Consider the following 24,805-nt stretch of genomic DNA (forward strand, 5'->3'; position numbering starts at 1 on the left):
TATAATAAAACAGTTTATAATATAATAAAATATTTAAATATAATGGTAGAAAAGTAAAGTATTATGGTATTATATTAAATTATTATGATTGAAATAACATGGTATTATAATTATATATTGAATTACATATTGAATTATTACAATTAAATATTAAAGTATTATAAAAATTATAAATAAACATTAATTTTAAATGTTATAAGCGTGAATATTATAATACTGAGAGTGTATTTTAATAATCAAATAAATATAACGATAATTATATTATTAAATCGTTTAATATTTTATTATGAATATTTAATCAAGATATTATTGATATACAATCAATTAATTTTTAAAGGTGGAGATATGTCTTTTATAGAACTTAAAAATATTACAAAAACATTCAATGGAGTTGCTGTTTTAAAAAATTTGAATGTTGAAATCGAAGAAGGAAATGTTCTTGGAATTCTTGGTAGAAGTGGCTGTGGAAAATCTGTTCTAATAAATATGTTAAGGGGAACTAAAGAATATAAGCCAGATAGTGGGCAGATGATTTTCAACATAGCTATATGTAATAAATGTTCTCATGTAGAGCCTCCATCAAAAGTAGGGGAAACTTGTAAATGTGGGGGTGAATTAAAAGCTAAGACTGTTGATTTTTGGAATTCTGATAGAAAAGATTTTGCAGAAATCAGAAAAAGAATAGCAATAATGCTTCAAAGGAACTTTGCTCTTTATGAAAGAGAAACTGTAATAGAAAATGTTTTAAGAGCAATGGAAGAGGGCGAATATGAAGATAACCTTTATAAAGCTTTAGATCTTCTTGATATGGTTCAGATGAGTCATAGAATTACTCATGTTGCCCGTGATTTAAGTGGTGGGGAAAAACAGAGAGTCGTTCTTGCAAGACAGATGGCTAAAGAACCTATGTTATTTTTAGCTGATGAGCCAACTGGAACTTTAGATCCACAAACTGCAGAATATCTCCATCAAACATTAATTAATGGTGTTAAAAATAAGGGAATAACCATGGTAATCACTTCTCATTGGCCAGAAGTAATGAATAAACTTGCAGATCAAGTTATATGGTTAGATAATGGAGAAATTATTGAAAAAGGACATTCAAATGAAGTTGTAGAGCATTTCTTAGAAACTGTGCCTTTACCTAAAAAAGTTGATGAAGTTGAGTATGGTGGACCAGTAATTGATGTAAAAGATGCTAAAAAACATTATTATTCTATTGAAAGGGGAGTTATTAAAGCTGTTGATGGTGTTGACCTAAATATTAATAAAAATGAAATATTTGGAATTGTTGGTCTTAGTGGGTCTGGAAAAACTACATTATCACGAATGCTGATTGGTTTAACTGAACCTAGTAGTGGGGAAATAAAAGTTAAATTAGGAGATGAATGGATTGATATGACTAAGCCAGGTCCTTTAGGTAGAGGTAGAGTTATACCTTATATTGGATTGCTTCATCAAGAATATTCATTATATCCTTATAGGTCTGTTCTTGAAAACTTAACTGATTCTATAAGCTTAGAACTTCCTGCAGAGTTTGCTAAGATGAAAGCTATTCACACATTAAATGCAGTAGGCTTTGATAATGAATATTCTAACACTATATTAAATAAAGAACCTAATGAATTAAGTGGTGGAGAACGTCATAGAGTAGCGATTGCCCAAGTATTAATTAAAGAGCCTAATATAATAATATTGGATGAACCAACTGGAACAATGGACCCTATTACAAGAGTTCAAGTTACAGATTCTATATTAAAAGCTAGGGAAGAGTTAGAACAAAGTTTTATTATTATTTCTCATGATATGGATTTTGTAATCGATGTTTGTGATAGGACTGCTTTAATGAGAGGAGGAAAAATCCTTAAAATAGGAGATCCTAAAGACATAGTAAAAGAATTGACTCCTGAGGAAGAAGAAAAAATGCTAAATTAATTATAAATTAATTTTAGCTAAATTATTTTTATAATTTAAGAAATATAGAAAAATTATTAATATTTATAAAATTATTGATATTTATTTAATTTATATTAAAAATAGTATTATTTTTATTATATATTATAATTTTATTAGTATATTTTTTATTAATAAATTTTTTATTATTTTTATTAATATATCTTTTATTATTTTATTAACATATTTTTATTAATTAAATTTATTTTTATTATCTTTCTGAAATCTAACATTAATTGCAACAATTTAAATATATGTCTAATCAATATATTACTTAAAATTAGAAATTTAATATATATAAATTTAATATATATAAATTCGCTATAACTGATTGTTACTTCTTTAATAACTATATTTTATATAATAAATAATAGTTTATAATAAAAAAATTTTATACTATTTTTCATATTGTTTATAAATTACTAAGTTAAATAATAAGTTATATATATTTTAATTAGATATAGTAAGTCATTGTTGACTTATATTTTAAAATTAGTTAAGAAAAATGATTAATATTATAGTAAAAATAATATTATATTAAATAATAAATATTATTATTAAATAATTACAATTAAATATATAAATTTTATCGGAGGATTATTAATGGTATGGGATGATGCACCATCACATGTATGTAGGGGTGGAGACAGTAGGGCATTGGCTTTTTGTTGCCCTCCAGTAAAACCTTGTCCAATATTACATGCTCTTGATGATGTAAATTTAACTCCTCAAGAATACATGGATATTAAGGAGGATTTTGCAAAAAAAACTAGGCTTGGTGAAGGAGCAGGAACTTGTTTTGGATCTTTAGTTTGGTGTTGTAAGACATCAAAACCTTGCCCATTAAGGGATATGGTTTTAAGAAATATTGATATGGATGTAGATGAGTATTTAACTCTAAAAAAACAATTATCAGAAGCTTTAGTAGGGAATGATATTAGTAATAGTGATGATAATGTTAATGCTCTAGCTGATGCTTTTTCAATTAGTGATGAAGAGGCATTTAAGGTTCTTCATGATTGTGATAATGATTTAAGGACTGCTATGAAATTACTTAGGATGAAGGCTTTAGAAAATTCAGAATAATATTTTTTTCATGATATCATGATATAATAAATCTTATTAATAATATAAGCTTTATAATTAAATATAGTTTATAATTAAATAAAATTCATAGTTAAATAAATTCATAAATAAAATTTATAAATAAAAATTATAATTAAAATAAATAGATTCATAAATAAAGCTTATAATTAAATTTATAACCAGTATAATTTATAGTTAAAATTATTTAATTATATTTTATAATTAATTAATAGAATATAATCGGATGGTTTATCTTATATTTTAAATGTACTTTGTATTTCTATCTTTATTTAAATTTTATTATATTTTACATTTTTATTAATTAATTTATATTTCTAGAGGGCTTTTTATGGGATGGACTTCACTTTTTTTAGATGTTAATGGAAAAAATGTATTTATATTAGGTACTGGTGAAGTTGCACATCGAAGAGCAGATAGATTTCTTGAAAATGGCTCAAAAGTTATATTGTCTGGTAATAAAATATCAAAAGATCTATCTGATAAAGGAGCAATTTTAGAAGAAGATGGATCTAAAGAAACCTATAAAAAATTAGTTGAATGGGCAGATATTGTAGTGGTAGCTAGTGGAGATAAAACTAACAATGATTATGTTTCACTTATTAGTAAAGATAAATTGTTAAATAGGGCAGACTTCCCTGAAAAAGGAAATCTTGCTGTTCCAACCAGTTTTTACATTGATGATGTTCAAATATCGATATTTACTAATGGAAAAAGTCCTTTAATGGCTCGTGAGCTTCGAAAAAAAATTCAAAACATAGTTTCTGATGAAGATATACTTCAAATTAAGCTTCAGGATTTCTCAAGAAAAATTTTAAAGGAAAAATTTGATAATCAAAAAGTTAGAAAAGAATACCTCTATAAAATTCTTAATAATTCTAATATTTCCAAACTTTTAAAAGAAGGAAAGTTAAAAGAAGCTAAAAATTATGTTGAGAAAATTATAAACAATAACGATAACGATAACAGTAATGACCATAATAATGACCATAATAATGATAACAATAATGATTAATATGATAGTAATGATAGATAGTAATGGGGGATAGTTGTTGATAATCAATCTGAGAGTGGATCATAAAGTTGCAAGTATTGAAACAATGGAAAAAACAGCAAAAGATTTGGAAGTAATATTTCATAATCTTAAAGAAGAGTTGGATGTTCAAGAATATATTGAAATAAGTACTTGTAATAGAGTTGAGTATTATATAAATACTGATATTGTTAGCTATGAAAATGATTGTTTAAAAACAGATAATGAAAATATAATCATTCATTATGATGATATAGCTATAATTCATCTTTTCAGAATGACTTCTGGGTTGGAATCAATGATAATTGGTGAAGATCAGATATTGGGTCAAATTAAAAGTGCTAAAAAAAGAAGTATCGATGAAAATCATTGTGGTAAGGTACTTGATGCTCTTTTTACAAAAGCTATTCATGTTGGGCAAGTTGTAAGACAAAAAACTAATATAAATAGGGGCTCTGTTTCTATTGGATCTGCAGCTGTGGATTTGGCAGAGGAAAATATTGGGAATTTGGAAGGTAAACATGTTTTAGTAATTGGCGCTGGAAAAATGGGGAAATTAGTGGCTAAAGCTCTCGCTGAAAAGAATTTAAAAGCTATTTTTGTTGCAAATAGGACTTATTATAGGGCTGTTAGATTAGCTGAAGAACTCAATGGAAAAGCTATTCTTCTCGATGAACTAAGTCAATGTTTACCAACAGCAGATGTTATAATAAGTGCTACTGGAGCACCACATACTATTTTAAACAAAGAAAGAATTGAGAATTTTATAGATCCTAGTAAATCTTCTTCAATAATTATGATTGATATAGCTAACCCAAGAGATATTGATGAAGATGTTGAAAATATTGGTGTTAAACTTTTCAATATTGATGATTTAAGGGGAATAGCTTACAAAAATAAAGAATTAAGAGAAAATGAAGTTAAAGAAGCAGAAAAAATAATAGACTCTGAATTCACATTACTTAAAAATTCTTTTAAATTAATGGAAGTGGAAGATATTTTAGCTGATATTCGCCTATCAATGGAGAATATTCGAACAAGAGAAGCTTTAAAAGCCACTTCTAAGCTTTCAGATATTGAAGGTAGTGCTAAAATAATTGACAATATGTCTAGATCTATTGTTAATAAAATATTTCATGATATGTCTTCAAATATTAAAAAAGTTGCAGAAGAAGAGAATCATGATGTTATAGAAACACTAAAATGCATATTTAAAGAAAATTAATTGTATAAATAATTAAAAACAAAAAGAAAAAATAATCAGAAAAACTATCAAAGATATAATCAAAAACATAATCAGAAAAATAATCAGAAAAATTATCAAAAATATAAACAAAGATATATCAAAAAATACTTAGAAAAATACTTAGAAAAATAATTATATTATAAGGTTAATCTTCTTTAAAATGATATCTTCCGATTAATCCCGTGAATCGTGCTGAAAATACTGCTAAAAATGGCAGTATAGTAAAATTCATAATTATTGAGATTAATGGGTGCATATTTTCAGAAATATCGGATAAAGTAGGTTGAATAATTAATGTAAATAATAACACTAATGAAAATGAGCTTATTAAATTACTAAAACCCATGTTTTTCAATTTTTTCAATATTGTTTTAATTTCAAATGCTGTTCTTAATTTTGAATGTTTATATTCATAATGTATAATTGCACTTTGCATGATCACTAATGAGAAAAATAATGAGAAAATAAACATTATTAATAGGATTAAAGTTGAAATATCATCTGAAAATATTATAATTTCAAAAATTGCTATTATTAATACTATAATTGGTATTGTGGAATAAACTAGCAATATTAAAAGTTCTTTTATTCCTCTCCAGATTAAATCTTTGATATTTTTGAATTCAGGATGAGTATCTGAACCAAATAAAGTACTTTCAATTATTGTAGCAATATACCCTCCTTCTATAAATAGAAAAATTGATATTGGGATAAACAATAGAATACCTAATATTGAATATTCATTAGTAATATATATAATAAAACTTATAGACCATAGAAGAAATCCAAAAAAAATGAAATCTTTTTTTCCGTTTAGAGAGTATTTTACAGAGTCTATAATCATTTCTTTTGTATTCATTGTTTTCATAATATAATTATATATTCCATATTAATATTTATATTTAATATATTATCTTATTCTTTCTTTAACAGTTTTCTTTAAATATCAATTATTTATTTAATTATTTAACTTTAGAATGTTCCCACTATTTTTTTATATACTAACTTTCATATTAATAATAGTATTTTAAATTATTTTTATTACATTTTACATAATATTTATATATTTTTATACACATAATATATATAAAAAAATATTTTTAAAATATTAAGATTTTCGTAAATTATTATCTAGTTTATTATTTAGATTAATATTTAATTTAATATTTAACTTGATATTAATTCATATTTAATATAATATAATATTTGGTATTATTTTCAGTATCATTTTCAATATAATCTTTAATATTTTTATAGGGGCTGTTATAATGGAAAATTTCAAAAAAGAAGATATTATTAAGTTGGGAATTTCGTTATTAATTGTTTATATAATTGCGCTAATAGGATCTTTTGTCACATATCCTGAAATATCTACATGGTATGCTTCTCTTGCAAAACCAAGTTGGACACCTGCAGGCTGGGTTTTTCCAATTGTGTGGAATATTCTTTATATTTTAATGAGTATTGGCCTATTTTTTGTTTGGAAAGATGGAATTAAAGATAAAAAAGTTAAAATAGCATTATATGTTTTTGCTGTACAGTTGGGTTTAAATTTACTATGGTCTATAGTTTTCTTTGGATTTCACTCTTTAAATGGTGGTCTTGGGATCATTATTTTATTATGGTTATTTATACTTCTAAACATCATTGTTTTTTATAGAGTATATAAATTAGCAGGAATATTATTAATACCTTATATAATATGGGTCACTATAGCTATGTATTTAAATTATACTGTTTATATTTTAAACTTTTAATATTTTAATTTCATTATTTTTCTTTTTATATAAATGTGTCAAGGCTTTATAAATGAAAAAGCTAAAATAAAAAGTTAAAATAAAAATATTAAAATAAAATGATTAAATAGATATTAATGTCTAATAAAAATTGTAATAACACAATAATATTAAAAATAGTGATAAATACAATACTGTTATTAAAAATATTAATAAATACAATAATAATGAAAATAATAAAAATAATAGTAATTATAATTTAAAATGATAAAAGCTGAGAAAAACTCACATCTTTATGACTGGAAACTGACCGTTCCCGTTCAGTTTTTATAGTAGAAATTACATATATTATACTATGAAAATTGAGGAAGACCCGAAAATCAAACAAATAGTAATAAGAAAGAACTTATCAAAATCTCGATTGAATATATATAAAATAGTATTAACAGATATTTGCACAATAACAGGATTAACACCAACAGAATTATTAAAAGAAGCCAAAGAAGAAGAACAACCATTTATAAAGGACAATAAAATAATTTTTCCAGATATAGAAGATAGAAAAGTAACACAATATATCTATCAATATTACGAATTTTTAAAAAATAAAAAATTAACAATAAACACAATAGATAGCTACCTGAAAACATTGAGGTCGTTCTATAATGAATACAATATACAACTACCTAAAAACATACAATTGGACCAATCTAAACCACTAATAAAGGAAGGCGATATACCGGCAATTAAAGATATTAAAAAAGGTGTTGATGGAACTAACAACATAAGAGATAAAGCAATAATCCTTTTCATGGCAACAACAGGAATAAGAACAAGTGATGTTATAGACTTTAAAATATCTGATTTGCTAGAAGCTACAAAAAATTATCATGATGGAACATTAATGGACTTATTAGCGCAAAAAACAAATAATTTAGTACCTGTATGGTATTTCACACCACTAAAAACTATCAAAAAAGCTAATATTTGTGTTACTTTTAATACTCCTGAAGCAACTGGTTACTTATTTGAATATTTAAAAACAAGGAAAAATTTGGATGAAGATAGCTATCTTTTTGGTTTTGACAATGGTAAACCTATAAGTAATTTTGCAATTATTCATATTTTTAGAAGAATTAATGATAGGGTATTTTTCAGAAACAATGAAGGTAAACGCTTTTTCCACCCTCATGCTATGCGTAAATTCTTTATCACTACTTGTAATCATAATTCATCAGATATAAACAAAGTTAATCTATTATCTGGACATTCTAACAAATCAAGTGTTCATGATGCTTATAATGAAGTCAATACGGAAGTTATGAAAAGATTTTATACAAAACTAATACCATTTTTAAGTATTAGGGACACAAAAGTTCATGATATCAAACATGAAGACTTAATAAAATTGAGAAAGCTAGAAAAACAAGTAGAAACCAAAGATATGAAACAAAAAGAACTAGAAGAGAGATTAGCTATTCAAGAAGAACAAAATAGAAAAATTATGGAATTATTAAATGATAGAAAATAATTTAATTAAAAAGTGAGGATATAATGAATACTAAAAAAAATAAAAAACCAGCTGGTTTTAAAGTAGAACATGAATTACTTGAAGACTTTAAATCTTATTGTAACTTAACAGGAAAAAATCAAATAGACTTAATTGAGAAAACCATGAAGGATATTATCAAAGATAAAGCTATGCAAATAAAAGAATTAAATATAAAAATACCAGTACCTGCTGTCTATGAAACTAACCTTTTAGAGGAACTAAATAGAATATCACAAAACAATGAAATACATGAAGATGAAAAAAAAATGTTAAGAGATGCATTAAGATATAGACAGACAGATAATATAGGGACTGTTAAATTTAATAACTATTTAGACATATGGGATGGAGAATCTTATTGTTATGAAGGAAAAGAAAATAGACATAAAGGAATTAGCATTGTAGATACACCATTAGCGATTTATCCTGTTATTATTAATGTATCCCTTCCTGAAAGAACATATAATGATTTTAAATCAGCAATTTATGTAAATCGTAATGAAATAACAGCCCATATTATTAGTTTTAACGAAGCATTTGATGAAATTGAAAAATCAGAACATGTAAAATTAATATATGAAAAATTCCCAGAATTTGAAAAATATAAAAAAGACCCTATTAATCACAGCAACATAAAAACTGATTCAATAGCTATACATAATAGTTTTATTTTTACACTTCAAGTTATGATAGATGAATTAATGGAAAAAAATAAAGAATATGAAAAGCAACTAGACAAATATATTAATGTAGTTACTGCATTAGAAAATAAAGAATCTTAATTTTTTGAAAATTAGGTTTAATAATTTTTTAACATATAGATATTTCTTTTTTTTATTAGTTGAAAATATATTTTTAAAATAATTTTCAATTAAATTATTAATTTTACTAAATTTATTATCACTATTTTAAAAAAAGTATAGACAAACATCTATACAATTTCTCCCTCTTTATAAGCTTACTAAACAAAATCTAAAATGATGTTTAAGATATTTTAAAAAATTAAACATCAAAAAATAATTAGAAAAAGAGTATAGAAATAGTCATTACATTTGACACTAAATAATTCTCCAAAATTATAGCAAAATGAATGACTATTCAATATACAAATGTAGAACTTAAAAAAGCTCTATTAAATATTATTTCCATAACAATATTTAAAATCTTTTATTACTTTTGTTCTATTATTTATATGCTCTTTTTTTGATAGGATAAGTGAGTAAAATGTTTAGAAACAAAAAATCTAATATAAAATTAAATAAAATTGTATCAAGTAAAATTACAGATAAACAAGATAAGTATCTTAAAAAAATTAAAGCAAAACTTAATTTTAAAAACAACTCAGAAAGTCTTAGATACTTGATTGAACAACACAGATTATTGAATTTTGATGAGAATTTAATTGTTGTTACCCTAACTGATGAACAGTATACTGATTTTCAAAATATCAAAATGTATAATGAATTTTTAACAGATACTGAGACTATTAATTTTCTTATAAAAATTCAAAGAGCTATTTTTCAAGAGTTAGGTTCTTGGAATTATTAAGGAGTGTTATTAATGTTCAAAAAAATATCGAAAGGAGAATCAGCTGACTTTGATGGTTATTTATTAGATGTAAAACAATTGAAAAAAATTCAAAAAGACCTAAGAATCTTAGATAAAATTGAAGAAATTGTAAGAAAACAAAATAACGTATTTTTCATTGATAAAAATAATTAGGTGTGTAAATATGTTAATTAATAAAATAAAAATAATCATGATGGAGTTAATAGGAAAAACAGTTAATATGAAAGAAGAGATGCGAAAAACATCTCTAACTTTCTCTAGCAATATTAACTATCTACTTAATAACATATATAATTATCTTATTTTGAAAGAGGTTTTATAATGGATAAAAAACTCCAAAATAAAAAGTCATTTCAAGATTTAAATGTTGAATTGAAATCATTGCAATGGAAAATTTCTAATGACAAAAGAGGAAGTTCTATATTAATACCTTTTGAAAATAAATTAGAATCTTATTATTTAAAAATAACTAGGAATTATAAAAAAATTAATAAAAAATATAGTTATAATATTCTAAATGAAAATAATAGTCAAATTGGCAGTGAATTATCATACAATGAATTCATAACTCAAGAAAAAGCAATTCTATATAAAAAATTATATGAAACAATAAAATTCGAAACTTCTATTAAAAAAGCTGAATTTGATGGGCAATTGCATAAAATCAAAAATATGATTAATAAAAACGAAATTCAGGATTTATTGGAAAATAATTATTTAATATTAAAAAATAATGTCAAAAGTTTGAAAGAAAAGATGAAAAAAGAACAAAATGAAACATTTCGAAAACAAAAATTATTTCCTAAATACAACGAAGAAAATGCTGAAAAATTTGAAGAAATTTTAAAAAAGGATTATGGTGGAAATATTATAGATTATATTCAAGATAAAAGTCAATATTTAATCTTAAATGAAAACAAAAATATTGCTTTTATATTTTTAGCCTGTATGGTAATAATTTTAGGATTGGAAGGTTTAATGATAGAAATTCATGGAATGGCGGATACTGGGAAGAGTTATATTATTAAAAGAGTTTTAAAATGTTTTATTCCAGAAGAATTTGTATATGATGTTAATGATATTACAGAAGCAAGTTTTTTGGATAAAGGGATAGATAATCCTTATTATTTTGATAGATTATTAATATCTTTTGGAGACTTAGGAGATAATAAACAATATGAGAAATTTAAACCAATTTTCAATATTGTAAAAATTCTCATAACTGAAAATAAATATATTAGAGAGAAAAAAGGCGGAAAAAATTATGAATACACTATTAAAATAATACTAAAAGGAAAAGTAGGTGCTTTATTCGGAACAGTCAATACGGAATCAAATGAATCTCAAATAAACAGTAGAACATTAAATATAACACCAAATCGAAATCATAAAAATGGAAAAATTGAATTTAAAGAACTACTCATGACTAAAGGTAATTACAAATATAATCAATTTTATAAAACAAGTAAAGAATTAAAATTATTCAAACAATATTTAAAATCTATTATTTGTAAAATCAACAAAAAATATGAAAAAACTGAGGTTTTAAATCCTTTTTTAAGTTCTATATCAAATATTGCTAAAAACAGTGAAACAGACACTAGACAGCAGAATTATTTAAATCAAATGTTCAAAGTGTATTTAGTATTAAACTACGATAATTGTATTGAAATAGATAATGAAAATTTAATATTTTTAGTTCCAAACTTAGAACAAATTACAAAATTTATTGAATTAGTTTCTAATAATGCAGGATTAAAACCATATGAAAAAAATTTAATAATGAAACTGAAAAAGGAAATTGTTCCAATCACAGTTGAAAATGCAGAAAAAATCTTTAAAGGCAAATGTAAACAATATGATACTGAGGTAAATCCATATGGGTATGAACATCGTGAAAAAATTGATGAAAGAAATAAAAGAGCCATTGAAGATTTAATGAATGAAAATGGATTAAATATTACTCGAAAGGATAATAATCTTAATAATATTCATTTTTTCACAAGTAGTAATGTAAAAAGAATCTTTAAAAATCACAAATCTATTAAAGATATTGAAAATATGGAAAAAGTGTTCAATAACTTAGAAGAAAGGGGCTTTTTAGAAAAACTTCCAGAAAAACATGGAAAACAAAATGTTTACTATTTAAATGAAAATGAAATCAAACAAATCGTTGAAAACTATGTAATTTCTGAAAAAGACTTAATAAATGCTAAAAAACACTTGAAACAGTACGAAATCAATGAAATTCAAATTGAAGAAATTGGAAAAAAATGGGATGATGAACTCAAAAAATCTCAAAAAATATCTAAAAAATCCCAGAATAATACTTGAATGTCTCAATTATAATGAGAATTATCCCAAATTAACAATTAAATGTCCCGAGCGAAAACACTAAATAACACTTAAAATTCAAAAATAAGAATATATATTCATTATATTATAATTATTAATAATATATTAATAGAAGTAATAAAAAAATAAAAAGATTAATTTTTTTAATTATTTTTTTACCTACTATCTATTCTAAAATGAATATTATTGAAAAACTTCAAATAATGTTTATTTTCTAAAAACAAGCTCTTATATGGATTATCAAGTGGGATTTTTCATGTCAAAACTGGGACATTTTATAACTTATTTGTAACATTCCAATAAAATACATTTAAAAAACTAAAAAATCAATGCAGTGAACTTTAAACAATGAAATGAAGTGTCTACAAATATTTTAAAAATAATTTTTTTTAATTGGTGAACTATATGAGCAAAAATAATGAATATATTAAGGAAATTACAAGAGAAAATATCTTAGAAGAATTAAAAACTTCATATAACACTCTTAAAAATAAATTAATTAATGGAAGAATAAAAGATAATGAAAAAGAAAAAATTAGAATACAACAATACAAAGTACTTAATCAAATAGCTAAAACCATGAATGATATTTTAAAACAAAAAGAACTTGATGAAATGCAAGAAGAAATTAAAGAAATAAAAGAAGCTATCCAAAAACCATTACCTAATTATCTAATAGAAAGAGAACAAAAAGAACTTGATGAAATGATGAAATACTTTGAAAACTAATAAAATGGAGAAATATAATATGAAAAGATTTGAAAAAACACCAAATAACATAAATAACGAAATTGAAGAGATTATTAAAGATTTAACTCCTAAACAAAGTAGAATTTTATTCAACAACTTATGGGAAAATATGTTAAATACAGTTTTTGAAGAACAGAACCTCAAAAAGTTTAAAAAACTTGAAAAAAACTTCTCTAACACATTAAATATAGCGTATGAAAATAAAATAACACTTTATCCACTAGATATTAATGAACTTACATATAGAAAATCATTAGAAATATTTGAAGATTCAATGAACATGTCATATCTTTTGAATGCATATCCAACATTAATGAGATTTAGACAGAATTGTTTTGACCTACTAAATCCTGAAAAACTTCATAAAAATGAAATAAAAGAAAAAATAGAATTTAACAAAGCAATATATGAAGAATTTGAAAAAACATCTATTTTAGAATTATACAAAAAATACATTGATTCCAAAGATTATAAAAACATTATAGAATATCCAATAAAAATTTATGAAGATAGAATAATGAATTCAAATAAAAATTTACATAATTGATTAGTATTTTTCTTCAAGTTGAATTATAGGAAACTTATACAAAATTACAAGTTCATATAATGTTGGCATTTTTTGTCATTTAAACTTTATTCCCGTTAAAATCTGTATCTGCTCCAATTTCTTGGCGTTTTTTATTAACTTTTTCTTCTAATGTTGTATTATTTTCATCTTTTTGATTCCCAACATCAGATAAATTATAATTATGCAAATAATCTTTTTCTTCATCAGTTAATTCACCATTTCCACCATTATCTCGCATATCACCAGTTATAGACCATAATACTGTTGAAAGTATAAACAATCCAACAATAACAGCTAAAATTATTAAAATTATTTTCTTTTTATTCATATTTAATCACTACCATAAACTTTATTTACTAACTGGAGTTGCATTTATTACTGTTGTTTTAGCATAATCTGGTTCTTCATTTACATCAATTGTTACAAATATATTTTGTGGTTCTTTTAATGAGGATATGACTGTATTTTTTGATGCTATTATTTTATCATTTTTGTATAAATCTACTTTTATCTTAACATCTTTATATTCTGTACCACTTTTAGATTCAAACCATTGAAAAACTGTCGCCCACTTTTCAACTTTAATTCCAGTATCTTGTTCACTCCAATCACAGCTTGGATTTCCTTGACCTACAATATCATCTTGAATATTGCTTTCACTAGTATTACTTCCTAAAATAGCTACTACTCCAATAATAGCTATAATAGCTATTATAATTCCTAAAATAATTTTTTTATTCAAATTAAACATCCCCTATATAATCAGGTATTTGATTTTCATTAGCATATCTTTCATTATCTTCTTGAAAATCTTGCATTTTTTCTACAAATTCTTTTTTTGTAGTATTATTATATTCATTTAAATTTGAATTATTTAATTCTTCATTTATTTCATCAGAAGTAATGGTATTCATTTCATAATTTAAATAAGAAATACCAATTACTCCAACAATAGCTATAATAGCTATTCCAATTACAATCCATCCGCTATTCATATTAAACATCTCATATATATGCTGTTTCATTACTATCATTAGTATTAATTTCATGTGTTTTTTCTTGAGAGTCTTGTATTTGTTTAACTTCTTGCATTATTTGTACTGCAAGTTGTTTATTAACACTATGAGATAATATTCCTGTTGATTTTTCAATTATATAAAATTCTCCAGTTGTAGGGCTAAATAGCATATAATAACTAGGTGATTCCATACTATTTTCTGTATAGATACTATTATTGTTAAGCCAATTTTTAATATCAGTTATATTCATATTGTTTATACTAGTAAGTGTGTATATTTTTTCCCCATTTACAAATAGTTCTTCAGCAAAACTATCTTCCATAATATACTTTCCTTGTATTTCATTATTATAATTTACAATAGCTATAACTGCTATAATAACAATAATAACAATTATAATACATATTCCCAAAATAATTTTTTTATTTTTCTCCATATTTTTACCTCTGAAATTTTTCTGTAGATTTTATAGTTGAAAAGTTTTTTAAAACTATATTAGGTAATATATTATTTAAAGATTTTTAAAGATTGGTATATTATGAAAGATATATAAAAGCATGATTAGTAACGATAATTTTTAATGTTAATAAACACTTAAATATATATGAAAGAAGAATTAATTGAAGCGTTAAGCTATGTACAAATGAGTCCTTACAGAGAAATAACACTTAAAGAGCTTAAAAATTCTGAAAAAATACCTTCAAGAATAGCTAAAAATACAAATATATCTACTTCACATATTTCAAGAGCATTAACTGGACTAAAACAAAAAGGACTGGTAATTGTTTTAAATCCTGAGAAATCACAAGGCAGATTGTATCAAATTACAGATTTAGGATTGAAAGTTGTTGAAAAACTTGAGAGTTAATTATTAAATTTCTTTTTTAGCTCAATATAAGTCATATCTATGTTAAAATAGTAAATTGTAGAAGTGAATCATTCATCAAAATATCTAAACCTGATTAAAAATAGATGATGTTAATAGACCTTTAAGAGGATTAAAAAGTAAAAAAGATTAGTTGTATGATTAAAAAAAGATTATAAACAAGGACGATTTTATAAAACAACAAAACTTGGGAAAAAAGTTTGGAATATATGTAATAAATTTTTATGCTTATTAGTTTTTATTATATAAGAATAAAGATAAAATACCTATAATGTATAATAAATATAGCTAAAAAATGAAAGGAAATATATTAAAATAATAAAATATGGGATATTATGATAAATATTGATTGGAAAATTTTTGAAAGTAAATTTGAAGGCAAAGAAACATCTGCTTTTGAAGATTTAGCCTACATTCTTTTTTGCTTAGAACATGATATTGAAAATGGGATTTTTGCATACTATAATCAAGTGGGTATTGAAACAGAACCTATAGAACATAATAATAATGTTATTGGATTTCAATCAAAATATTATACTACTAAAGTTAGTGATAATAAATCTGATATAGAAGATTCTATTAAAAAAGCAAAAGAAAAAAATGGAAAATTAACAAAAATATTTTTTTATATTAAAGGAAACATGAGTGAAAGCACCAAAAAAGAGAGAAAAAAACCAGAATATCAAATTGAAATTGAAAATTTTGCGAAAGAACTTAATATCGAAATTGTATGGAAAACTACAAGTCAAATTGAATTTCAACTAATTAAACCTGAAAATAAGTATTATAAGAATATTTTTTTTGAGAATGATGACATATTAAAGTTTTTAAAAAAAATTGAAACACATAATAAAATGTTAGTTGATTCAATAGGCACTGAAATTAAATTTAAAAATGATGATATAAAAATTGACAGAGAAAATGAATTAAATGATATTAAAAATTCATTAAAAAGCTCAGATATTTTAATATTAAGGGGTGAAGCAGGTTGTGGGAAAACTGCCCTTATAAAAGACCTAAATAATGAAATTAATACTCCTTTTTATATTTTTGAAACTGCACAATTTAATTTAGATTATGTTGATGGTTTTTTCAATAGATATGGTAATTATTCAATTGAAGATTTTCAAAAAATACATGAAAAAGAGAATAATAAAATAATTGTTATAGATTCAGCTGAAAAAATAGTAAATTTGCATAATAATTCTATCTTCACTAATTTTTTACAGGTAATGATTAAAGATTCATGGAAAATAGTCTTAACAACAAGAAATAATAACTTCACTGACTTATTAAATCTAATAAATAGATTCAAAATTAATGAATTAATAATTCAAAATTTATCTTTAAAAAAATTAAATGAACTATCAATGACTTATAAATTTAAATTACCGGATAATGAAAAACTTAAAGAATTTTTAACTAGATTATTTTATCTAAACGAATATCTTCAGATTTTAACTGAAGAAAGTACTGAAATAAACGATATTAAGATTTTTAAAGAGAAAATTTGGAAAATAAGAATATTGGGTATAGAAAACAGTACTCAAGATAAAAGAAAAAGAGAATCATGTTTCTTGAGATTTATAAAGAAAAAATCTGATGAAAATTTGTTTCTAGTGAATTTAAATGAGAGATATCATGATATTTTATCTAATCTTGAAAATGAGGAGATAATTGCATATGATAGTAATCATGATGCTTTTTTTGTAACTCATGATATTTATGAAGAATTAGCACTTGAAAAGACAATTCAGCGAGAATTTGAAAGAGCTAAAAGATTCAATGAATTTTTTAAAAGTATTGGAAATTCATTATCAATGCAAAAAGCTTTTAAAGAATGGCTAATTAAACAATTAAATGAAAATCCTGATGATATTGATTCATTTTTAGACTATGTGATTTTAGATAAAAGCATTGAAGAATTTTGGAAAAATGAAACTATCATTTCAATACTTTTATCAGATTATTCTAAATATTTTTTTGAAAAATATGAAAATGAAATCCTTAAAGATGAAAAAAAATTGTTAAAAAGAATAACTTCCTTATTAATAATGGCATGTGAAGAAATAGACAATGGCAAACTTTTTAAAGTAATACAGGATATAGAATCAATTTCTAATTATTTTTTTACAAAGCCAAAAGGGGATGGATGGAAACATACAATTTATTTCATTGAAAAAAACCTAAATGAGTTAGAATCAAAAGATTTAGATTTAATAATGCCTATATTAAAAAAATGGAATAATAATAACAAAAAAGGAGTCACAACAAGAAAGTCTTCTTTAATTGCTTTGTATTTTTATGAAAAAATCCAAGGAAAAAAGAAATTTAATGATACTATAAAAGAAAATCTTATTGAAATAATATTTCAAGGTGCTTTTGAAATAAAAAATGAATTAAAAGAAATATTTGAAAAAGTTTTAGATAATAAATGGAAAAATTTTGAAGACCCTCATTATAATCTATGTAAAAATTTATTAAAAGATAATACTGTTGCACATAATGTTTTTAAATCATTACCTTCATATGTTCTCAAAATTGCTGATTTATACTGGTATAAAAACACAACTGATTTTAACATCATGTATGATAAAGATAACAATCCTTTCTTCTATGAAAAATCAAGGAGTTTAGACATAGACAATAAATTTTCGATAAATGAATTATCAGTCCCATCATACTCTAGCCCTTTTCAAACCCCTATGCTTTCATTGTTAAAATATTTCACAAAAGAAACCATTGAATTCATCATTAATTTCACAAACAAAACTGTAGAACATTATGTTAATTCAGAAAAATTAGATATCAAAAAACATGAAAAAGAAAATGACTTTCCTTTCTATGAATTCTTTAAATGTGATATTAAAACAATGGAAATTCATTTAAATGGAAAAACGCAAAAACAATACATAAGTGATTCATTGTGGAATATTTATCGAGGTACTGGTGGAAAAACAACTCCTAGTTTACTACAATCAATCCACATGGCATTAGAAAAATTTTTACTAGAATTAGCTAAGTCGAAAGAAAGTGATGTTGAAAATCTTTTAATTTATATTTTAAAAAGTTCTAAATCCTCATCATTAACAGCTATAGTTAATAGTGTAGTCTTATCTAATCCGAATAAATATTTCAACATTGCAAAAATACTTTTTAAAACGATAGAATTGTTTCCTTATGATGCAAAAAGAAGTCATATCTATGAAAAAGAGGCAGAAACACTTTATAATATTGCATCAATGAGTACAAACCCTATTTTTATAAAAGAACGACTTGATACATGCAAAGATTCTCATAGAAAACTTGTTTTAGGACAATTAATAATAATATATTACTTTAATCTTAATAATCTAGTAACTGAAGAGGAATTGCAAGAAAGAAAGACGGAAATTGAAAAAATTATTGATTTTCATTATAAACAATTAGAAGAAAAAGATTTAGAAAAAGAAGAAAAAGATAAATTAAGAATTATTATATCAAATATTGACCCAAAAAACATAAAACCTAAACCTATGAAATTAAACAATGGTACAGAGGCAGTTTATTATGAACCAGAATTGCCTCAGGACTTACAAGAAATTTCTAAAAATGCTTCAGATGATATGAACAAAGATATTAAATATCAAAAATTAAGTGTATGGGCAGAAAAAAAATTAAATGATGGTAAAATTGATAAAATTGAGTTTAAAGAATATGATAATGACCCTAAATTAGTTTTAAAAGAAATCAAAGAAATTTTAAGCTTATTAAAAGAGAACAATGGAAATTTTTCATTGTTTAATGATTCAATTCCTATATCTGCAAGTTGTGTTTTAATAAAATATTATGGGGATGAATTAAATTCTGAAGATATAAAATTTTGCAAAAATCTAATAATTGAGCGCATAATGTGGTTATTTGACCATTCATATTTTTATCAAGTTTCTGATGGTATTGTATCTGCAATTGAAACATTGCCTTATTTATTTAAATTTTTTTCAGATGAAACTGATGAATTAGTTAAATTATTAGTTTTCCTTTTATTTAATACTATGGATATTACACTAAGCTATAAAAAAAGAGAATTACTAGGTTTACATTTTTATGGAATTAATGAATTTATTGCAACAATTATTAAAAATCATCTATGGAATTATTCTCCAGAAATTAGTAATAAAATTTTATTTGAATATGTTGAATGGCAACCTAAATTTAAATCGATAATGGGACAACTGATAAAAGAAAATTTTAATAGACCTAAATATAAAAATATTTATTCAGAAGCTATTCAAAGATTTTCTAAGGATTATGGTGAGGATTTTATGAATACTGATTTGAAAAACTATTTTAATATTTCAAACTTAGATTTATTTTCAATGAATACAATTTTTCAAGCAATACCTGATAATACTAATAATAAAATTCATTTGAAATTTATAAAGGAAATATTACTCATATTTAGCAAAACCATATTTGATAATGAACATGATTATCGTGATAGTGGACAGAAAAAATATGAGCTAAGGTCTAACTTTTTGAGAAAGTTAGCTAGCTTTATTCTGAATCAGCCTAAAAAAGAAAAAATAAAAGAGTTTCTTCGACCATTTATTGATAATTTCAAAATTACAAGAGAAACAAAAGACTTATTTGATGCTTTTATCTCGTTAGAAAATAAAATAGAAAGTTATGATAATTTTTGGGAAGTATGGAATATTTTTTATGATAAAATTGAAGAATGCTCTGATTTAAATAATCATTATTCCAATGAAATTATACAGCTTTATCTTTTAGATTGGTCTTATTGGGAGGATAACTTTGATTGGGATAATTGGTATCTTTTGAAAGAAAGAGAATCTACCTTTTTTTATAATATATCTAAAAATATTGGAAATAATAAAACCGTTTTAATATCGATTGTAAAATTTTTAAATAAAGTGGGTAGAAAATACAATAATAACGGTATAGTATGGATTAATAATATTATAAATGAGAATAGTAACTTACGCAGTGAAAAATTTGAGAAAAAAGAAATTTCCTACTTAGAAGAGTATTGTGAGAGATATATTAAATTGAATAATCGTGATATTTATAAGAATTCTAAAACCAAAGAACAAATAGTATGTATATTAGATTTTTTAGTTGAAAAGGAATCAAATGTAGCTTACTCATTAAGAGAACAACTTTCATGAAATATCCATTATTCCAAATTTTGAATTAAATTATGTTTAAAATTTTATCATTTGAAGTTAAATTTTGAGTATTCATTTATATTTACTAAAATATAAATAAAAGAAATTAACCATTGATAGTATGTCTAAAAAACTAGAGAAATATTTATTAGAATTATGTGAAGAAAAAGACAAAGAACTTTTAAAGAAGGTTCCTCCAGAAAATATTAAAGGAGCGCCCCCAGGCATGGAAGAATTTAAAAAATATCCTCATTTATTTGTTTTAGGTGCAATAATGGATACTAATATTAAAGCAAGTCAAGCATGGGAAATACCATATAAAATTGCTTCATGTTTAGGTGGAAAAGACTTTTCTTTATTCGCTGAAAAAGACTTAGAATATTATCATGGTATTTTTGAAAAAGGTCCTGAAGGTAAAAGTTTGCATAGGTACAAAAAAAGAAACGCAAAATATTTTTATAAAGGAATTCAAGATATAAAAAACAAATATGGGGGGAATGCTTCAAATATATGGAATGATAATCCTCATTCTTGTGTATTGATAAGAAGGTTTCAAGAATTTGAAGGTGTTGGACAGAAAATATCCACAATGGCAGTGAATATACTTCGTAGAGATTACAAAATACCTATATCTGATTTAAGTTCTATTGATATTTCTGCTGATGTTCATTTAAAAAGAATATTTAAAAGAATGGGTTTTATTAAGAATGAAAATAAAGAATCAGCTATAATACAAGCTAGAAAAATGAATCCAGAATTTCCTGGAATTTTTGATTATGTTATATGGAATCATGGCGTAGAAGTATGTAAAAAAAATAATCCTTTATGTAGAGAATGTAGATTTGATAGCATTTGTCTCAAAAATCTATAAAGAGCTTAATTTCCTTTTTATACTAAAACTATATATCTTATTTAATTATTTATTTTCAATATAAATTTTCATTAATTAATCAAGAATAATTTGATATATCTAATTTGTATCTTCTATAAAATCTTTAAAATTTTCATATTCTTCTGAAAATGAATTTAAAGTATTGAACATTCTTTCTTTCAAATTAATCTCTTTTATTTTTATGAATTCTTTTTTTGTTTTATTTTCAAAGTATTCTAAGAATTCAGTGCATTTTTCTAGTTAAAAAGTTCTGTTTCACCACCATTTAATTCCAATATTTCTTTATCTACTATATTTTCTATTTTAATTAGTTTTTATGCATTTAACATAATATAAACGCTCTAGTTATTCAATATTTATAAAGTAATCAATTTTTTAATAATATTTCCTTTTTGGGTTAATTTAAATTCATATAATTCTATCTCCACCTACATTTCATTACAATAATTGTTGTTGGCATACCAATAATCTCAATATCAAATTTCAAACTAGTTTCAACTTTAGATGATGCATTATGGATTCTAAACTTAAATTGCCACCCTGCATCAAAAAATACTTCTATAACATTTTTATGGTCTGGCTTGAAATCAGCACAAATAATCCTACTTGGTAAATTTGAAGTAGGGATTGTTATTTCTGGTTTTTGCTGTTTACTACTTTTATTAAGTGTTCCTCGTAGATTAAATGTTTGAATCTCGGTTACTTTCTTACTATCAATTCCAATAACCTTGTAGAAATCAAAATGCCCAAGCAAATATTCAACCATTTTAGATGGAATAATATTTCCGTGAATTTTGTAACTTCTATTTAATTCATCAAGAAATGCTTGAAGCAATGGTTCATACACATCATCCCATTTTGAAGGTAAATCTTTCCATTTTGTTCCCAATTCCTTTTCTTTTTCTAAATTAGAAAATATCGGCTCTATGTCTTCCCAGTATTGGTTCGAACATTTTATTCCAAACCATTTATCTCCAAAATCAAGATTTTTTGATAGTCGACTATGTTTAACTGCAAAGTGATTGTGCTTTACACTAAGTCCTATTTCCCATTCTATTCCATTTCTTATAAATAGAACATCTCGAACATCCCCTATCACACCTTCTTGGTCGCTTTGTATTTTTAAATCTAAAGTATCTTCATCAACTTCTATAATTAATGGTTCTAATTCAAAGATAGTTTTCACACTGGCTAATGCACTTGAACATAATGATTTTTTTTCAGTTTCATCAGTTTCATTCCAAGCACGACGAGTAGCTTCATAACTACTATTTTTTTCAACTTGTACCTGACGAAATTTCGATATTTCTTTTTCAAATGTATTTATACAGGCATATTCAAATGCTCTTCCTAAAATATTGCTCCTATTTGCCATATAACCTTCTCCCTATTCAATAATCAAACACCCATATTTAATAAAATAATAATCATAATATCAATTCTAAGTAGTTTTGATAAATTCCAAAAATTTAGTCTTTTAATATATAATAAATTGTTTAGTATATAGTATTAATAAATATTACGATATTATACTTTATTTCAGATATTACATAATCATTTTTTATTATTAAATCAAGTTGTTAGTGTTTTCTTTGTAAAAAACAAAATTAATTGTTTTTGTACCTTTCAAAGTAAATTTTAAAAAATAAGAAAAATTAATATATGATTAATTTATAAATTAATATTATAAAAAACAAAAAACACTAAGTCAGATTAAATTAGTAGATTTTGTTTTGATAAGGTATGATAAAATGAAAGTTGCATCGTTTTTTTCAGGGGCTGGAGGCTTAGATTTAGGTTTTAAAAATGCAGGTTTTGACTTTGTGTTTGCAAATGATAACTGGAAAGGATGTTGGGAAACCTTTGAAAAAAATCATAATATTAAAATTAATAGAAAATCCATAGAACATATAAAACCAGGTCATGTTCCTGATGATGTTATAGGTTTTGTTGGTGGACCTCCTTGTCAAAGTTGGAGTCTTGCAGGTGGAATGAAGGGAATAAAAGACCCTAGAGGACAATTATTATATGATTATTTCCGTTTAATCAAAGCTAAAAAGCCTTTGTTTTTTTTAACTGAAAATGTTCCAGGTATGATATGTAGAACTCATGAAAATGAATTCTTAAAGTTTATAAATTCTTTAAAAAGTATTGGGTATAATGTTTCATATGAAGTCTTGAATGCTAGTGATTATGGTGTGCCACAGGATAGAAAAAGAGTTATTATTATTGGTTTTAGAGATGAATTTGATAAAAAATTCACATTCCCAAAACCTTTAAAGAAAAAAATCACTTTAAAAGAATCTATAGGTGATTTACCAGAACCTTTGGCTGCAAAAGATAAAAATAAACATAATAATAACTTAAAAATACATAATCATGAATATATGGGTGGAGATTTTTCTTCAATGTATATGTCAAGAAACAGAGTAAGAAACTGGGATGAACAATCTTTTACAATTCAAGCAGGAGGAAGACATGCACCTTGTCATCCACAAGCCAATACTATGATTAAAGTTGATAAAGATAAAAGAATATTTGACCCAGAATCACCAAAACCATATAGGAGACTTTCTGTAAGAGAATGTGCGAGAATCCAGACATTCCCAGATGATTTTATTTTTTATTATAATAATATTAATGATGGATATAAAATGATAGGGAATGCTGTTCCAGTGAAACTATCTGAAGCTATTGCAATGCAAATCAAAAAGTTTATAGATTAAAAAAAGACTATTATATCAAAAATTAAAATATTTTATTATAAAAATAGTAAATAAAATGTTACTAGCAGACATAATTTAAATATATAAAAATAAAATGTGAGTAGCTAATTAATAAGCTAACTATAAGACATGTGCCTCTCATCAGTTTACTATATTGTTATTTATGTTATATAAATTTTTTTAGCAATTTTCAAATGAAAAATTATACTATTTTTTCCGTAATAAGAAAAAATAAAAAAGTATGT

The 24,805-nt window shown here is 23.8% G+C and carries 23 protein-coding genes; 17 read left to right on the forward strand and 6 right to left on the reverse strand.

From position 1 onward, the window contains the following. The first annotated feature begins 345 nt into the window (after positions 1-345). From atwA to hemA, 4 genes are all read left to right on the forward strand, one after another. Complete coding sequence (gene atwA, locus MarbSA_RS08275) at positions 346-1,935, forward strand: methyl coenzyme M reductase system, component A2 (protein ID WP_221061389.1); 1,590 nt, start codon at positions 346-348, stop codon at positions 1,933-1,935. 621 nt (positions 1,936-2,556) lie between these two features. After that, entirely contained in the window at positions 2,557-3,039 is a 483-nt protein-coding gene (locus tag MarbSA_RS08280) for a methanogenesis marker 9 domain-containing protein (RefSeq protein ID WP_042703212.1), read from the forward strand. A 349-nt stretch (positions 3,040-3,388) separates the two neighbouring features. Beyond that, complete coding sequence (locus MarbSA_RS08285; protein WP_221061390.1) at positions 3,389-4,072, forward strand: precorrin-2 dehydrogenase/sirohydrochlorin ferrochelatase family protein; 684 nt, start codon at positions 3,389-3,391, stop codon at positions 4,070-4,072. Between the two features lie 37 nt (positions 4,073-4,109). Then, the gene (hemA, locus tag MarbSA_RS08290; protein ID WP_221061391.1) at positions 4,110-5,315 is read left to right on the forward strand and encodes a glutamyl-tRNA reductase; all 1,206 of its coding nucleotides are present in this window, start codon (positions 4,110-4,112) and stop codon (positions 5,313-5,315) included. Between the two features lie 166 nt (positions 5,316-5,481). Here hemA and MarbSA_RS08295 read toward each other — a convergent pair whose 3' ends face one another. After that, positions 5,482-6,204 carry a DUF4013 domain-containing protein gene (locus tag MarbSA_RS08295; RefSeq protein WP_054835648.1) on the reverse strand — a complete coding sequence of 241 codons (723 nt, stop codon included), beginning with the start codon at positions 6,202-6,204 and terminating at the stop codon, positions 5,482-5,484. A 400-nt stretch (positions 6,205-6,604) separates the two neighbouring features. On the opposite strand from MarbSA_RS08295, the gene MarbSA_RS08300 reads away from it, so the two are divergent. The 9 genes from MarbSA_RS08300 (at position 6,605) to MarbSA_RS08340 (ending at position 13,845) form a co-directional block, all read left to right on the forward strand. Then, positions 6,605-7,093, forward strand: a complete 489-nt coding sequence (locus tag MarbSA_RS08300; RefSeq protein ID WP_054835476.1) for a TspO/MBR family protein — start codon at positions 6,605-6,607, stop codon at positions 7,091-7,093. Positions 7,094-7,427: 334 nt separating this feature from the next. After that, entirely contained in the window at positions 7,428-8,603 is a 1,176-nt protein-coding gene (locus tag MarbSA_RS08305; protein WP_221061392.1) for a tyrosine-type recombinase/integrase, read from the forward strand. Positions 8,604-8,626: 23 nt separating this feature from the next. Next, positions 8,627-9,406 carry a hypothetical protein gene (locus MarbSA_RS08310; RefSeq protein WP_221061393.1) on the forward strand — a complete coding sequence of 260 codons (780 nt, stop codon included), beginning with the start codon at positions 8,627-8,629 and terminating at the stop codon, positions 9,404-9,406. 442 nt (positions 9,407-9,848) lie between these two features. Further along, positions 9,849-10,172, forward strand: a complete 324-nt coding sequence (locus tag MarbSA_RS08315) for a hypothetical protein (RefSeq protein ID WP_054835472.1) — start codon at positions 9,849-9,851, stop codon at positions 10,170-10,172. Between the two features lie 12 nt (positions 10,173-10,184). Further along, positions 10,185-10,346 carry a hypothetical protein gene (locus tag MarbSA_RS08320; protein ID WP_156314680.1) on the forward strand — a complete coding sequence of 54 codons (162 nt, stop codon included), beginning with the start codon at positions 10,185-10,187 and terminating at the stop codon, positions 10,344-10,346. Positions 10,347-10,356: 10 nt separating this feature from the next. Next, a complete protein-coding gene (locus MarbSA_RS08325; protein WP_221061394.1) occupies positions 10,357-10,515 on the forward strand; it encodes a hypothetical protein in 159 nt (52 codons plus the stop codon). Then, the gene (locus MarbSA_RS08330) at positions 10,515-12,527 is read left to right on the forward strand and encodes a hypothetical protein (RefSeq protein WP_221061395.1); all 2,013 of its coding nucleotides are present in this window, start codon (positions 10,515-10,517) and stop codon (positions 12,525-12,527) included. Before MarbSA_RS08325 ends, MarbSA_RS08330 begins: the two co-directional genes overlap by 1 nt. 426 nt (positions 12,528-12,953) lie before the next feature. Beyond that, complete coding sequence (locus tag MarbSA_RS08335; RefSeq protein WP_054834795.1) at positions 12,954-13,277, forward strand: DUF8136 domain-containing protein; 324 nt, start codon at positions 12,954-12,956, stop codon at positions 13,275-13,277. Between the two features lie 19 nt (positions 13,278-13,296). Next, positions 13,297-13,845, forward strand: a complete 549-nt coding sequence (locus MarbSA_RS08340; protein ID WP_156314580.1) for a hypothetical protein — start codon at positions 13,297-13,299, stop codon at positions 13,843-13,845. 79 nt (positions 13,846-13,924) lie between these two features. Here the strand turns inward: MarbSA_RS08340 and MarbSA_RS08345 are convergent, their stop codons facing one another. The 4 genes from MarbSA_RS08345 to MarbSA_RS08360 are packed head-to-tail and all read right to left on the reverse strand — an operon-like array spanning position 13,925 to position 15,321. After that, on the reverse strand, positions 13,925-14,194 hold the full coding sequence (locus MarbSA_RS08345) for a hypothetical protein (RefSeq protein ID WP_054834797.1): 270 nt from the start codon (positions 14,192-14,194) through the stop codon (positions 13,925-13,927). Between the two features lie 21 nt (positions 14,195-14,215). Then, a complete protein-coding gene (locus MarbSA_RS08350; protein WP_054834798.1) occupies positions 14,216-14,608 on the reverse strand; it encodes a hypothetical protein in 393 nt (130 codons plus the stop codon). Between the two features lies 1 nt (position 14,609). Continuing rightward, entirely contained in the window at positions 14,610-14,861 is a 252-nt protein-coding gene (locus MarbSA_RS08355) for a hypothetical protein (RefSeq protein WP_156314581.1), read from the reverse strand. A 10-nt stretch (positions 14,862-14,871) separates the two neighbouring features. Continuing rightward, the gene (locus MarbSA_RS08360; protein WP_054834800.1) at positions 14,872-15,321 is read right to left on the reverse strand and encodes a hypothetical protein; all 450 of its coding nucleotides are present in this window, start codon (positions 15,319-15,321) and stop codon (positions 14,872-14,874) included. A gap of 207 nt (positions 15,322-15,528) precedes the next feature. On the opposite strand from MarbSA_RS08360, the gene MarbSA_RS08365 reads away from it, so the two are divergent. From MarbSA_RS08365 to MarbSA_RS08375, 3 genes are all read left to right on the forward strand, one after another. Continuing rightward, complete coding sequence (locus MarbSA_RS08365) at positions 15,529-15,753, forward strand: winged helix-turn-helix domain-containing protein (protein ID WP_197272493.1); 225 nt, start codon at positions 15,529-15,531, stop codon at positions 15,751-15,753. A gap of 353 nt (positions 15,754-16,106) precedes the next feature. Continuing rightward, complete coding sequence (avs4, locus tag MarbSA_RS08370) at positions 16,107-20,942, forward strand: AVAST type 4 anti-phage nuclease Avs4 (protein WP_221061396.1); 4,836 nt, start codon at positions 16,107-16,109, stop codon at positions 20,940-20,942. Positions 20,943-21,063: 121 nt separating this feature from the next. Continuing rightward, positions 21,064-21,813, forward strand: a complete 750-nt coding sequence (locus MarbSA_RS08375; protein WP_221061397.1) for a hypothetical protein — start codon at positions 21,064-21,066, stop codon at positions 21,811-21,813. Positions 21,814-22,252: 439 nt separating this feature from the next. On the opposite strand, the gene MarbSA_RS08380 is transcribed toward MarbSA_RS08375, so the two are convergent. Continuing rightward, complete coding sequence (locus MarbSA_RS08380) at positions 22,253-23,209, reverse strand: HaeIII family restriction endonuclease (RefSeq protein WP_221061398.1); 957 nt, start codon at positions 23,207-23,209, stop codon at positions 22,253-22,255. Positions 23,210-23,585: 376 nt separating this feature from the next. Between MarbSA_RS08380 and MarbSA_RS08385 the strand changes: the two genes are divergently transcribed. Next, complete coding sequence (locus MarbSA_RS08385; RefSeq protein WP_221061399.1) at positions 23,586-24,560, forward strand: DNA cytosine methyltransferase; 975 nt, start codon at positions 23,586-23,588, stop codon at positions 24,558-24,560. Positions 24,561-24,805 lie beyond the last annotated feature (245 nt).

It is taken from the genome of Methanobrevibacter arboriphilus (assembly GCF_019669925.1).
In the GTDB taxonomy this organism is placed as follows: Archaea; Methanobacteriota; Methanobacteria; order Methanobacteriales; family Methanobacteriaceae; genus Methanobinarius; species Methanobinarius arboriphilus_A.